General features: G+C 55.9%; 12 protein-coding genes and 4 pseudogenes. 7 read left to right on the top strand and 9 right to left on the bottom strand.

The features are described 5' to 3' along the window. Positions 1 to 161: pseudogene (locus AC1D2N_RS34145) on the bottom strand (phosphoglycerate dehydrogenase); the annotation flags it as partial. A 97-nt stretch (positions 162 to 258) separates the two neighbouring features. On the opposite strand from AC1D2N_RS34145, the gene AC1D2N_RS34140 reads away from it, so the two are divergent. Together AC1D2N_RS34140 and AC1D2N_RS34135 are read left to right on the top strand one after the other, a co-directional pair. After that, positions 259 to 525, top strand: coding sequence for a transposase (locus AC1D2N_RS34140; RefSeq protein ID WP_245484542.1), 267 nt, complete (start codon positions 259 to 261; stop codon positions 523 to 525). After that, a complete protein-coding gene (locus AC1D2N_RS34135) occupies positions 408 to 1448 on the top strand; it encodes an IS3 family transposase (RefSeq protein WP_245484569.1) in 1041 nt (346 codons plus the stop codon). The genes AC1D2N_RS34140 and AC1D2N_RS34135 overlap by 118 nt, the downstream gene beginning before the upstream one ends. Positions 1449 to 1606: 158 nt before the next feature. Here the strand turns inward: AC1D2N_RS34135 and AC1D2N_RS34130 are convergent, their stop codons facing one another. The 8 genes and pseudogenes from AC1D2N_RS34130 to AC1D2N_RS34095 form a co-directional block, all read right to left on the bottom strand. Continuing rightward, on the bottom strand, positions 1607 to 1816 hold the full coding sequence (locus AC1D2N_RS34130; RefSeq protein WP_130716224.1) for a hypothetical protein: 210 nt from the start codon (positions 1814 to 1816) through the stop codon (positions 1607 to 1609). A 181-nt stretch (positions 1817 to 1997) separates the two neighbouring features. Next, a pseudogene (locus AC1D2N_RS34125) lies at positions 1998 to 2146 on the bottom strand (LysR family transcriptional regulator); the annotation flags it as partial. 112 nt (positions 2147 to 2258) lie between these two features. Then, positions 2259 to 3179 (bottom strand): SMP-30/gluconolactonase/LRE family protein, encoded by a 921-nt coding sequence (locus AC1D2N_RS34120; RefSeq protein WP_032990428.1) that lies wholly within the window; start codon positions 3177 to 3179, stop codon positions 2259 to 2261. Positions 3180 to 3390: 211 nt separating this feature from the next. After that, entirely contained in the window at positions 3391 to 4299 is a 909-nt protein-coding gene (locus tag AC1D2N_RS34115; RefSeq protein WP_018517550.1) for a tannase/feruloyl esterase family alpha/beta hydrolase, read from the bottom strand. Positions 4300 to 4439: 140 nt separating this feature from the next. Then, positions 4440 to 5222 carry a glutaredoxin domain-containing protein gene (locus AC1D2N_RS34110; RefSeq protein ID WP_158672600.1) on the bottom strand — a complete coding sequence of 261 codons (783 nt, stop codon included), beginning with the start codon at positions 5220 to 5222 and terminating at the stop codon, positions 4440 to 4442. A 262-nt stretch (positions 5223 to 5484) separates the two neighbouring features. Then, positions 5485 to 5936: pseudogene (locus tag AC1D2N_RS34105) on the bottom strand (aldehyde dehydrogenase family protein); the annotation flags it as partial. Positions 5937 to 6036: 100 nt separating this feature from the next. Next, positions 6037 to 8574: a methyl-accepting chemotaxis protein gene (locus AC1D2N_RS34100; protein ID WP_018517552.1), complete on the bottom strand. Its 2538-nt coding sequence runs from the start codon at positions 8572 to 8574 to the stop codon at positions 6037 to 6039. A 548-nt stretch (positions 8575 to 9122) separates the two neighbouring features. Further along, a pseudogene (locus AC1D2N_RS34095) lies at positions 9123 to 9532 on the bottom strand (MFS transporter); the annotation flags it as partial. 263 nt (positions 9533 to 9795) lie between these two features. On the opposite strand from AC1D2N_RS34095, the gene AC1D2N_RS34090 reads away from it, so the two are divergent. The 5 genes from AC1D2N_RS34090 to AC1D2N_RS34070 all read left to right on the top strand — a co-directional run bounded on the left by AC1D2N_RS34090 (position 9796) and on the right by AC1D2N_RS34070 (position 13250). Next, on the top strand, positions 9796 to 10503 hold the full coding sequence (locus AC1D2N_RS34090; RefSeq protein WP_018517553.1) for a RibD family protein: 708 nt from the start codon (positions 9796 to 9798) through the stop codon (positions 10501 to 10503). 275 nt (positions 10504 to 10778) lie between these two features. After that, positions 10779 to 11216: a hypothetical protein gene (locus AC1D2N_RS34085; protein ID WP_018517554.1), complete on the top strand. Its 438-nt coding sequence runs from the start codon at positions 10779 to 10781 to the stop codon at positions 11214 to 11216. Between the two features lie 191 nt (positions 11217 to 11407). Next, positions 11408 to 11920 carry a hypothetical protein gene (locus AC1D2N_RS34080; RefSeq protein WP_128408340.1) on the top strand — a complete coding sequence of 171 codons (513 nt, stop codon included), beginning with the start codon at positions 11408 to 11410 and terminating at the stop codon, positions 11918 to 11920. Positions 11921 to 11953: 33 nt separating this feature from the next. Continuing rightward, positions 11954 to 12523: a hypothetical protein gene (locus AC1D2N_RS34075; protein ID WP_018517556.1), complete on the top strand. Its 570-nt coding sequence runs from the start codon at positions 11954 to 11956 to the stop codon at positions 12521 to 12523. Positions 12524 to 12950: 427 nt separating this feature from the next. Beyond that, positions 12951 to 13250: a YciI family protein gene (locus AC1D2N_RS34070; protein WP_018517557.1), complete on the top strand. Its 300-nt coding sequence runs from the start codon at positions 12951 to 12953 to the stop codon at positions 13248 to 13250. Positions 13251 to 13278 lie beyond the last annotated feature (28 nt).

Raw genomic sequence — 13278 nt, 5'->3', positions numbered from 1 at the left:
TCGGCTATATGACTTTTGAGATCTTTGTCATCCAGAGCCTTCGGCAAATGGGTCAGGTTGACGTAGCCGGATAAAGCGAAGTAGTCCACCGCGCTCTGACTGATCCCTTCCATCAGAAGCACGGAAATTCGATCGCGAGGAAGAGAAAGYTGTTCGGTCATKGAATTGCCTTGGAGTCTCGAATTCTATCTGGCTGACCTTGCCCCGTTGAAATAATCCATTTTGAAGTAAGCTCTGGCCCATTGAGAGGACCAGGGAATGAAGCGCAATCGTTTCACAGACGAACAAATCATCAACATTCTGAAGGAGCACGAGGCTGGCACGCCGGTCTCGGAGCTTTGCCGCAAGCACGGCGTCAGCGATGCCAGCATCTATAAATGGAAAGCCAAGTTCGGCGGCATGGACGTATCCGAAGCCAAGCGGCTGAAGACGCTGGAAGACGAGAACACGAAGCTGAAACGGCTACTGGCAGACGCCATGCTCGACAATGCGGCTTTGAAAGACCTTTTGGGAAAGAAGTGGTGACGCCCGCAGCAAGGCGGAAAGCTGTCGCTCATCTGATGGATCACCACCAGATGAGCGAACGGCGGGCGTGTAAAGCCATCGGCTTTTGCCGAATGACGATCCGTTACGAAACCAGCCGCGGCGACGATCATGGCCTTCGCGAGCGCATGAAGGCGTTGGCCCATGAGCGCCGCCGCTTTGGCTATCGACGCCTTCATGTGCTGCTCAGGCGCGAGGGACACCTTGTGAACCACAAAAAGCTTTTCCGGCTCTATCGGGAGGAGAAGCTCACCGTGCGCAAGCGCGGCGGGCGGAAGCGAGCGATAGGCACACGAGCACCGATGCTGATCCCGCTTGCCGCCAATGATCGCTGGTCACTGGACTTCGTGTCGGATCAACTCACCGATGGACGCAGGTTCCGGGTGCTTACGGTCGTCGACGATTGCACCAGAGAATGCCTGGCTCTCGTTGCGGATACGTCCCTTTCCGGCTTGCGGGTTGCCCGTGAGTTGGACCGGATCATCGAGAGACGAGGCAAGCCAAAAATGATCGTCAGCGACAATGGCAGCGAGTTCACCAGCAACGCGATTCTGCAGTGGACGGATCGGACCAAGGTGGAATGGCATTACATTGCGCCTGGCAAGCCGATCCAGAATGCCTTCATCGAAAGCTTCAATGGGCGGCTGCGAGACGAGTTCTTGAATGAAACGCTCTTCTCGTCACTGACCCATGTTCGATCAGCGCTTTCAAACTGGCGCAGCGATTACAACGATCATCGACCGCACTCTGGACTCGGCTGGATGACACCTGCCGAGTTCGCTCAGACAATCAACCCGCGACGTGATGCGGCGCTACGCAGCCGGAACGGCTCCGCACCGCTTCACGCCGCTACCGCCCAGAATACAGCAACCAAAAACCGCTGGAGCGAACTCAAAACTGGATAAAACTTGGGGGCAAGGTCATGGCCGAARTAGCTCGTCCGACACAAAGACGCACTGCTATGGCAGCATGACTTAGCGACCATCCGATGAGCAGCGCAATAACAAACTCARCTCYGTCGGCAGGCATAAGRCTCCGYTGCCGCAATTCAGCATATGCCGCGTCATGACGAGCGAGCGGCGGCTGTCCAGCGCTCTTCGTCGGTAGCCAAGTCAATTGCCACCAGACGAGGAAACACCGTGCGACTTATGTCCTTCTCGACGGCATCGGCGGCAAGTGGCGTCTTGAACAGGCTGATGAAGCGAAGCCGCGGAGCGTCAAAGTCGTAGACCTGTGGCTGTCCCGCCTTCGCATCATCCAGTTGTTGCGACACCCAGTCGCTCCAGGCCCCCGTTGCTGTTGGCCGAAGTCTTGAAGGTATCCAGGCGGGTATCCGCTTGGAGGAAGACGCGGAGGTGTAGAGAGCAACCGGGAACGCGCCCTTCCCAGATTTGATATAGCACCGGTCTTCCATGCGCTGATCTAGGCAGACGGTATGGGGCCGCTGACAGACTTCAGCCCAGCATCACCATATGCGGCGCAACCTGTTGCTCGAAGAATTTTGAGAACGAAGCGATGCGGGGCGGCAGCGCCTGATAGGGCGAGTAGTAGAGCATCAGCCAGAGATCTTGTGGTGCCATCCCCGCGGGACATGCACCAAACGCGTTTAATTCGTGCCAACAAAGCGTTATCGCGCAACGTCGGTATCATCTACCACACGGCATGGATTCGACGGGCGGCCTTCATGCGCCGCGCCCTTGAAATCCGAGAGAAATTCAAAGGTTGAAATTGAGCTTCAGGCCTGGGCGGCGCCAGGGAAAGGAAACGAGTCTGCCGGTTTCCGACAGCGTGACATACGCAGTATGGTTGTTCGGTCCCCCGAAGCAGACGTTGGTGGGATACGTCTCGTCGAACTCAATCTGCTCCATCAATTCTCCCGAAGGAGACACGACAGTCAGCGTACCGCTGCCTAGAGTGGCAATGCAGATGTTTCCTTCCTGGTCGACAGCAAGACTATCAAAACGTTGGTAGCCGGGCAGCCCTACAAGCACTGTGGCGCCGTACGGTGCAGGAAAGGGTAACAGATCGATCTTGCCGGGCGCTCTGATGTCGTAAGCATAGAGGCGTGCTGTTTCCGTATCGGCCACATAGAGCCGGTTTCCATCTGGCGACAAGCCTATGCCGTTCGGTGTCAGCAGGGGATAGACGACGCGCGTTATTAGAGAGCCATCTGCCTTTGCGTAATAGACGCCGCCATGGTCGCGATGCGTGGAATGTCGTTTGCCAAGGTCGGTGAAATAAAACCCGCCATGGCTGTCAAAGACAAGGTCGTTCGGTGCTGAAAGACGGCGATCTTCACAGTGGGTATATAGCTCACTGATGGTGTAAGATTTGAGATCCAGGCGTTGGATGTAGCCGCCCCGATAGTCGCTCGCTATTCCGACCGACGGAAAATGACTTTCCGGAAATATCAGGCCACCGTTGTTGCAAATGTAGAGAGCGCCATCCGGACCGACGGCCATGCCGTTTGGGCTCCCGCCGGCGTCCACGATTATGGACACTTCTCCATCGGATGAAATCCGCTTGATCGCCTTGCCAGAAAGCTCCACGACAAAGACCGAGCCGTCACTCATGGCCACCGGGCCTTCTGGGAATCTCAGGCCTCTCGCTAAAATGCTCACATCGACTTTCGGCATCTGCATCCCTCCCTTTTTACACAGCGACTTGCCTCAAGGCAGTAACTATGGGGCATGACGGATCATGGGAAGCACGTTGCAGTCAGCACTATAATGAGAGCTTATAATCAACGTTTGGACTTTTCGTCCAAATTCCCCTGAAGTTTTCGGACACCTGGAGATCTTCATGCGCGCGCGCCGCGCGCAAAGGCGGATTTCGCCGCGGCGCATTCTAGCCCTTTACACAGGTGTAGCTGGTTGACGCGCCTTCCGTTCCAGGATTGCCGGTAAATTTTGGCCATGCCGGCCATTCGCACATCGGACGGGAGCGGTTCGCACCCGGGTTGCCGTCAACGGCAATGAGCCCGCTCGGAGCGCGGCCATTTTCGACCCAGTTTTCAAGAGCATCAAGGCTGGCGTATTTTGCGTTGAATTTCCCGAAGCCATGCCCGTAGCCTGGGATCATGTAAAAGCGCAAAAATGAATCTAGGCGGTCTTGTCCGTATCGCGAGAGCTGCCGCTGGTAGTATGCGATGGAGTTATGGGGGGTGATCAAGTCGTCTGCCGTACCATGTATCAGGATGATCTTGCCGCCCTTGGACAGGAAACCGTCCAGGCTCACATCGGTGACGTCCATGATTGATCCCAACACAGAAAGCCGGTCTTTCCACTCTTGCGGATCGAAGGTCATTGCATCGAATTGCGGGTTGCGGGTCACGATGAACTTAACGGTTTGATCTCCCGCCGAGTAGAGCAGGGCCTCCTTGCCGGTGATTGGATTTGACGGCTGGCGCAACAGCCCAAAATTTGACGGACCTTGAAAGGGAGCACCCTCCAAGAACGGCCATTTCGGGAATGTATCCATTCCCGCGATCGTCACACCTGGTTTGTATTCAGACGTAATTAATCGGACAGCTTGGATCTGTGCATTGGACAGGCAGGTGTCGCCGGCGTCCGTTCCGTCCTGGCAGCGGAACGATGCAATATCAAATGCAGCGTTGCAAGCCGAAATATGGCTGATGATACCGTCCGACGCCCCATCAAGATCATCGCAGGCTGAAATATGGCAGTATATGCCGAGGTTATGAAGCCAGGCATCAAGGGGCATAAAAAATCTATCTCTCTGAAAATGGATCACCACTTCAGGTGCTTCCCCCCATCCTTTCGGGCTTGCGGCAGCGATTTTCCAAGATCAGCTTTGAAGTCTCGCGCGCGCGAAGATCGCTAAACTTGTCAAGCGAGAAGGCGCACCAGGTTAAGCCGCGCAGGAGTTCGCCATCCTTAGGACCATAATCGGTTGGGTATGGGCAGTCCCAGATATAGGGCTTGCGGAATCTGCAGCTCGAAACCAATACCTGCAGCAACGTGGTCGAGCTGTCTGGCGTGCTGTGCAGTGTGCCACACGCCACGCTCAAGCACCTGCGCAAACGGCTGTTGTCCGTAATGCGTGTTGAGATAGTCAGGCTTGGCGCTGGAATTCGCAGGTATGAAAGTGTTGCGATATTCGCAGCGCACATCGTCGACATAGGAGAGCATGTCGGCTCTAGTCTGTATGTCTGGTCGAGGGTCTAGGTAAATCGCGCGTGCATCGATCGTGTCATCGGCAACCTGGCGCAGGAATGATTCCGCGACTTGGAAGGTGTGAACGCACAGTTCGCGGATCGTTCTGTCGCGCTGTGGAATAACTGGCCGTTGTAGAACATCCGCGTCAAAGGCAGCGACAATGGCCCTCGTCTTTTCCAGGATATCGTCCCACCGGCTGAACAGAACGTCGCACGATAATTTGGTGTGTTTGTTTGCCACGCCCAGAAGTGCTGCCACGTCATCAAGGGACTGGGCGTAGGCATAAGTATTCGCGCGCCTTACTGCCGGAACACCCCGGAGCCCGGCTCTGGTGACCTCTTCCATCGCCTCCGGGCGCTCCAGCACGTTAAGAGATTCAAACGCCAATCCGTGTTCCGAAATAAACTCTTTTACTTTAACGCAGCTGGAGCAACCTGGAATCCAGTAGACAGAGATTTCCGGGCGGCTTTCCAGGGATGACTCGGCATTGGTTGGCGACAAGGCGAATTCTCCTCCCAGCAGAGTTTTGTTTCCTCGAAGGGTCATCGTGTTGAGCGAGCGGGCGGTATTAAGTACCGCCACTACGCGGCATGAGCACAGACCGATGACACCCTGAACGCTATCACGACGCCGAGCATCACAGAACCCAAATGATCGATTGATATGTCCCAAATCGACGACATCATAAGCTCGGCTTATAGCGGACGCGGTGACGTCCAGGATGAAATCGCAAAACTCCGATGTTCACGCCACGTTTGCCTTCGGGCTTCAGCACCATGGCGCAACCTGCGAAAAGGCCGGACTGCCTTACGGGTGATCATCGCATTTGGAAAATTCCACGGCGTCGACGACGCCAATCGGTGACTTCATCACGAGGATGCGCCTGTCCAGTTGATGGCCCGGAACAAGATCGCCGTAAAGGCGACGTGCTTCTTCCGCAAACCATTCAATGAAACTAGCGCCGTAAGCAATCTCGCCGATCGCCTCGGCGAGCGGCTTTCCCTGCTCTAGGGAGAGAATGCTCCCCAAGTCCTGGCAGTTCGCCATCACAAGTTCGAACCATTGTCGCTATACGGCCGAGCGATTATTGGCCGTGCGTGCTGCCCATTCCCTTTGGGCGATTTACGCGGCTTTTATCGCCATGAGTGTTTCGGCCGCGCCCAACTTTGGTACGCGGCCCACGATTTCGCCGGTGGCGGCGCCAGGGTTGTCCAATCTGCCATTTTAGTATTCGCGCAATCTTCAATGCGACAAAGCTGGCTGTCGGCGCTGCCAGGTGTGAACGACATGCCGACTGGCCAAAGCGGACTAGTGGCTAGGCTGCCACCGTTTTCAGATGTGCGGGCGAGGCCTTGTTGACGGCCTGAAGCTTGAACTGCCCGACAAGCGACATCAAATCGTCGGCTTCGCCGGCCAGTTGTGTCGTTGCCGCCGTTGTCTCTTCCACCATCGCCGCATTCCTTTGCGTCATCTTGTCCATGCTGGCCACCGAGGCATTGATGTCGTTCAACCCGGCCGACTGTTCACGGCTGGCCAACGCGATCATCTCAACCAGTTTCGACGCCAGATGGACCTTCTGAGAAATCTGGTTCATGACGGCCCCCGTTTTATTCACGAGCTGCGCTCCGCTCGACACCTCATGCGACGATGTATCAATCAGTTGCTTGATCTGTGTTGCCGCCTGGGCGGAGCGTTGGGCCAGTTCGCGAACCTCGTGTGCGACGACGGCAAAGCCTTTTCCAGCATCGCCGGCGCGCGCGGCCTCGATCCCTGCATTCAGGGCGAGGAGATTGGTCTGGAATGCGATCTCGTCAATGACGTCGATGATCTGCGCGATCGTCCCCGACGCATCCTCGATACGCGCCATGGCGGACACGGCTTCTTCCACCGTCCGCGAGGAGGCGTCGGCAGAATCCTCGGCTTCGGTTACGACGCTGTTGGCCTCCTGCGCTTTTTGCGATGCTGACTTGACGGCGGTCGTGACCTCTTCAACGGCCGCGGCTGTCTCTTCGAGCGCGGCCGCTTGCTGTTCGGTGCGCTTTGCAAGCTGGTCGGCAGAGTCCGACAGATCGCGCAAATTCAGTTGGATCGAGTAAGTGTTGGCGTGGATCTGCACCATCGTGCTATTGAGGCGCGCCACAGAATCATTGAAGTCGAGCCGCAATTGCTCGAGCCTTCCGTAAAGAGGAGTATCGATGGTTTGCGAGATGTCGCCCTTGGACAGCCTCTCCATACCCTTTGCCAAAGCATCGACGGCAAAGGCAATCTGTTGCTCGACCTGCGACCTTTGGAGATCATTGTGCCGCCGTTCTTCCTCAGCCTGTACCCGCTGGTCCTCCGATCGCTGCTCAATCACGGCTTTCTGAAGGGCGTTCTGCTTGAAGATGCCGAGCGCGCGTGCCATTTCACCGAGCTCATCAGCACGCGATACGCCGATAATCTCGGTCTCAAGCGACCCATCGGCGAGCCGTCGCATCGCGTTGGTGATGTCGCGTATAGGGCCTCGGAAGGTCAGGATGAGGCCTATCCCGGCGACAGCCGCGACAGCAACGCCGAGCGCCGTTGCCGCAGCCGAAACAGAGTTTGCATTGCTTCCTTCGGCTGCAGCTGTGCGCTCTTGAACAGCGGCAAAACGGGTTAGGTTTTCCCAGACACTGTTGATGCTCGCGGCGGCGTTTGAGAAGCGCTTTTGGCGCTCGGTTTCGATGTTGACTAGGTCCGCAATGGTGGTTTTCATCGCGCCGATCGTTGCACCGATCTCCTTTGCAAGATCCGCGACGGCGCCGAGGTTGGCGGACACCGCCACCAAGCTCTGCACGCTTTTTTCTTGGCTTCGCATTGCCATCGACAGCTGGGCGGCATTCTCTGTGGTCGGCGCTAGCATAAAGGGTGTTGCCGTCGTCTGCACGATATAACCGCTGTCCAGCAATTTGCGGCTGCGGTCTGTCGTGACGGTCATTTTTTTCATCGGGCCATCCAATTCAGCAAACCTCGCGCCGGCTTCATCCATCTTTCTGGTGGACTCCCGTAACAAGTCAGCGGATATGGCCGAGAGTCCCTGGACGGCAGCGGAAATCGCATCGGCGGAGGTCGCCGACCTGTCGCCGGCGGCGATGATTTGCGACAAAGTGTCGATTGTTGCCGAAAGTGTCCTGTTAAGGGCAGGCTGGTTCGAAAGGCTGTCGACTAGGGCGTGTTGCTGATTGCGCAAGCCGGTCATCTGGGATGCCAAATAGTCGAATTTGGCGTTTCCATCCGGCCGGGTTTGAAATGCTGAGACCAAACTGTCGAGAAATCCGGCCGCCTTTGCGACACGGTTCGCCTGGCGCAGGACAATTTTCGTATCAAACTCCTTGCGGGTGAATTGCGCAGCAAGCGTTTCCGTCTCGGCGCCAATCCTCTTCTGCAAACTCGTGATGCCGTCGAGCTGGGTACGTAGCTGCACGACGACCGCAGTCTTGTGCTCCTGCTCGCTCCAGAGCTGTTTGATGCTCTCGGCGATGTCTTGCGAGGTGGCCAGGGAGGCTTCAATCGTATCGCGGCCAGCCGCACCAGGTTTCAAATCCGACATGGTGTTGGAAAGGATAGAAATCTGTTCGTTGAGCTTTTCTGCTGCGAGATCCCGTCGTTCGACCGTTGCGTTGGCCAGGAAGTCGGTCATCGCGGCCGATACCTCTTTGAAACCGGATAGAGATTGAACGATGTTGTTCGAAACTGTCATGCGTCCACGCAAGGTGTCGGTCGCATAGAGGCCGGTAATGCCCACTGCGACGATGCTTACAATGAATGGCACGATGAATATCAAGACTTTTGTCTGAATTCTGAAACGCGCCAGCACTTGGTCTATCTTCATTTTTCGCTCCCCCCGGTGACTGGCCTACAGACGCGTCACATCGATATGCGGCTCATCGTGCGCGAGGGCCGTTAACCGTTTCTTGTCGCGGGTGACCTGTCGGACGCAACATATAGGTCGAGATTATATGGATAGGTTTGGCGGGCCATTTGGCGCAGTTTTCTATTGCTAATATGAAAACACTCTGTCGTGACTCGATCTGGCCGGATCAGTGCTGCCTGAAAGAGACATCGGGGAGGCGAAGAGCGGAGAGCAGCTAGAATTCACGCGGAGAGTACTATGGGCAAAATCGACAGTGCTGCAAAGTTACCCACGGTTATTACGCCTCGAAGTTGACCTTTGCCCCTGTGCAGCTACAGCCGTTGGCTGGCGCGGACTTCGACGTAACGGTCTCCGGTGTCTTCTGATCTCCAACATCTGCGGGTTCTCATGCACTTGCTCAATCAGAGCAGGCGCGGTCAGGCCTTCCACGTATACTTGACGAAGGCCGCTATCTGGGATGCGGCCGGTTCCGGATACTGAAAATGCGCAGCGTCGCCAGCTCGCGTATAACCTTGGACCTTGCCACGCTGATTGCCGGGAAAGAGATCGGCGACCACCGTCATAGTGACGGGTTGAATTGCCCCGGCACGAATTCCTTGCAGGAGACGAAAGGCGATTATCGACGGCATCGACCATGCGAACCCTGCAAGCACCGAAGCAAACAGAAATAGCGCGATGCCGACAAGGACCATCGGCTTGCGGCCATAGATATCCGCAAGCTTGCCAAAGACGACGATCGTCGTCGTTTGGGTCAACAGGAATGAGGAAAAACCCAAGAATAGAGATTGATCTGTCCGAGTTGGGCAGCGATCTGCGGCATTGCGGTTGAAACAATCGTTGCCTCGATGGCGATCATCGCCATGCATGCCATGATCGCGACGACAACCACTCCGCGATAGGAAGATTTTTCAGTCATGGGCGCTTTCAGGCGAGAGGGCCTACACTGAGACTCGAGCTTTTAGTGCCCACTGCGTTATGGTGCGCCAATCCTAAGTACTCTGCAGACCCGTCGCGTCAACCCTTCATCTCGTGTCGAGAAGGCAAGCACCGCCGTGTGGCCCATGAGATATAGCGTGACGATATATCCTCGCTCGACCGGGTGAGAGTTCAAAGGCTAGCATCAGGTCGACAGACGCTATATGGCAAGGGACGAAAATATGGCGAAAGGGGAATGCGAGTATGAGTGATAGACCTCAAGTCATTTGCCTCATGATGACCTCCCCAGATGGCAGCCTGCACCCTAGCCGGTGGACTAGGAGCCCGGACGGCGTTCGATCGGACTGGTCGTCGCTTTATGAAAAGGTTCACACGTTGCACAGCGCAACCGCATGGATGGTGGGGCGTGTGACGATGGCCGAAATCACGAAGGCTGGACCTCATCCTCCGTCCGGAACCCCTGATGCCAAACGGCCCCATTATTTCGCTCGGCCCGGCGCGTCCAGTTTTGCGATTGCGCTTGACCCCTCCGGCAAGCTTCATTTTTCCAAAGACGAGCTGTATGGCGATCATGTTATCGCGTTGCTTGGATCAGACGTTTCCGATCGACATCTAGCGGAACTTGCAGGTGATGGCGTTTCTTATCTGGTATCGGACGACAAGGAGATTGACGTCGGCGCGATGCTCGAACTTCTAAGAAAAGAACTGGGTATCACCCGCGTTTTGCTCGAGGGCGGGGCCAATGTTAATGGTTCGCTGATGGCGGCTGGCTTGGTCGACGAACTCAGCCTTATCGTCGCTCCGGCGCTCGAGGCAAGAAGAGGCAGCGATCGTATAATCGAGTTTGGGGAAGAGGGTTTGGCCGATAAAGTCGAATTGTCGCTGATATCATGCGATCCATTGGGCCATGGCGCCGTTCACCTGCGCTACTCCGTCAAAACGCCAAGCTGAGAAACCACGCACTCATCAATTGATTGGCCAATGGTGTTTTGATCCGCCGTGGAAAGGCCGTTGATGGTCTTTTGCGCACCGGTTCTCCTGCGATCCCATCACCTTCATGTCGTTGCAACTGCACGGAGCGGCCACGACAATTGGAACGCAGTCTATGCTTTCGCACTACGTCTCGTGCGGCCGCTGCAGCTAGGAGCTTTGCGTCATCTGTCCCCCGCATTGACTCCGACGTCGCCTCAGCCGAAAACAATATTTGGCTATAGAGGAGATAACTAATGGCTGACGAGGATAATGCAGGCGCCGTTCTTGTGGGTGCCGAGACGAATATGCCGGTAAAGGCGCCTGCGGTAAAAAAACAACGCGCCCGACGGGTTAAAAAGCCCGCTCTCGAAGCCACAGCGGCTCCGTCTATTGCAACAACCGAGAAAGTGAAACGAGGCCGAAGAAAGCGCAGCGAGGAGACCGATGACGTCAACGTCGCGACAGCAGCGCCCGCCGCCGGCAAACGAGGTGCAAAAGCAGCGCCTCAGGTTCAAAAGAGCGGCACTCGTGTTAAGCGAGTACGGCAACCTATCGAAACGCCTACTTCGGCAATCGATGAGATGGCGGAGCTTCTTATGCTTGAGGAAGAGAATAAGAGGCTCCGGAAGTCACTTGCTGAAAAGCTGCGCGGCGAAAACGCCGATCTGCGCAAACGGCTGGGTCTGGATTGATCATCAAGCAATTGGGGACGGTTGTGAGATCGGCCCCGATCACTGCAAACTCGATCAGACGAGTGTGCCGCCTGGGGGCGAAACCAGATAAAAAGCGAGAGCGTTTCGCGCGAATTGATCGAGGTTGAGACGTTATGAAATCACCATGGAAATTCCTAGCTGAGCTGGCGTCGCGAAGGCGGCGGGCAGACGTGCAAGAGGGCTTGACTGGGGATGAGCTAAAAGGCGACTTAAGCCAAGGCGAGGGGGAGCAGACACCCTCAAACCTACCCAAAGCTTCAGACGGACCCACGCAGAACGAACACCTGCCTGTTGATGACGTCTCGGCAACGACGTCCCCCGTCGCTGTCATCGATGTCGTTCCCGTGCGGGCGGCTTCGCAACCAGTGGATTTCCCTACACTTGACCCACATGATGATGGCAGGCCCTCACCGCCGGTAAGAAAAGCGATTAATCACCGTTTAAAGGCTGCGGGAAGAAAGTCGGAAATCGCAAAGGGCGTGCGTGCGGATGCTGTCGTGCAGAACACCACACGTACTGATAAGCAGCAACCTGAGCCGCTAATCTCCCCGCATGAGAGCTTCTTTGCGAGCGTCATGAGCCTGGATGAGGACATTAAGCAACTGAGAAAGCAGTTGGCTGAAAAGCTGCATTTGCAGAATGTTCAGCTTAAAAGGATGCTTGAGCGATTCGACGGATCGTAACAATCGGCAAAACACCTCAAATACGGAACACTTATGAAAACACAGCAGCGAAAATTCGTTGTCGAATTTAAATCAGGACGGCGTCGGTCGGCCAAGCAGCCAGATTCCATCTGGGGGAATGCTGATCTCAAGTCTCTGGCTCGTCAGGCGCAAGCTGAGGCACCGCATCTTTTCGAACCCAACATGATTGGAACGGCGTCAGAGAAACATGGGCCATCGCAGCCGCATCCCTCGCCGGAAAAGGATCTTGTCTTCAGCGCTGAGGCTGACGGCGACAATGTTGGTGAATTGTCGCGGGATACTGAGCAACTTGGTGCGCCGGTTCAACACGAGCCTTGGATTGCCGCAGTCGATTCGTCCCCTGAGGAAGAAGCGTCAAAACCTCAAGCTCGCGCAATCAAGAGGCGCCGGCGAAGGGCTGGACGCGGGAAAGCCGCGAGTGTCGCCGAGCGACAGTCAACGCCGGCACCGAACGACGCTTCGCGCGATGAACTGACTGTCCTTTATGAGGAAAACCGACAGCTTAAACGCCTACTGGCCGAGCATCTGCTTCAACAGAACATCGAACTTCGAAAGATGCTTGAGCGCTTCGGCGACGCTTAGCCTTTGACGCGCGGACGTAGCGTGGTGCCGACACCGACTGACCACGCCTCTGAGTGCCGTGACGCAGGAGCGTTTCGACGCGCCATTTGCGTTCAGCGGCGATGAGGCCCGTCCCGCCACGAACGGTAACGGAATGGCGCCGATCGTGGCGAGTGCTGCGAGGCAGACATATTTGAGACCCCGGCGAACTCCTCGGTCCCGTATTTGGACGTTCCAGGCCAAGATCGGAGCGTCTCGCTCCCGAGGCGCCCGCTTTCGGATCGGACCCACCGATATGGTGATAACCCCAGATTATAGCAATTCGTCTGGCACCATTGCGGCACGACGATCACGAAGTTAATGACATGAGGACGGGATACTGGTTGCGGTTTAATGCAAATCTTGCGCCTTGATTGTCCCTTTTATCACGGTCAGCAAGGAGGTGCACATGGCCTATGCGATAACGTTCGTGGACGACCCGGATGTTCGAGAGAAAAAACAGCAAATTCGGCCTGTGCACATTGACTATATAATGCAGAATGAACATCGCATTATCGCCAGCGGCGGCTTTTTTCCTGATGACGACGACTTTCCAAACGGTGGGCTCATTCTGCTTGACACTGACGTGCGGCAGGAGGCGATTGATTATATTGAGAACGATCCGTTTTTCCTGAATGGAATTTTCAGCAAATATACGGTGCGCCGATGGAAAAAATTCATCTTCGATCATAAGCGGGTCACGACCTAAACCCGCTTTCTGAGAAGACGGCGCGGCG

The sequence above is a fragment of the Rhizobium sp. P1_B8 genome (assembly GCF_056406515.1).
The sequence above is the reverse complement of the archived record's forward strand: the minus strand, read 5'-3'. Positions and strand labels throughout refer to the sequence as shown.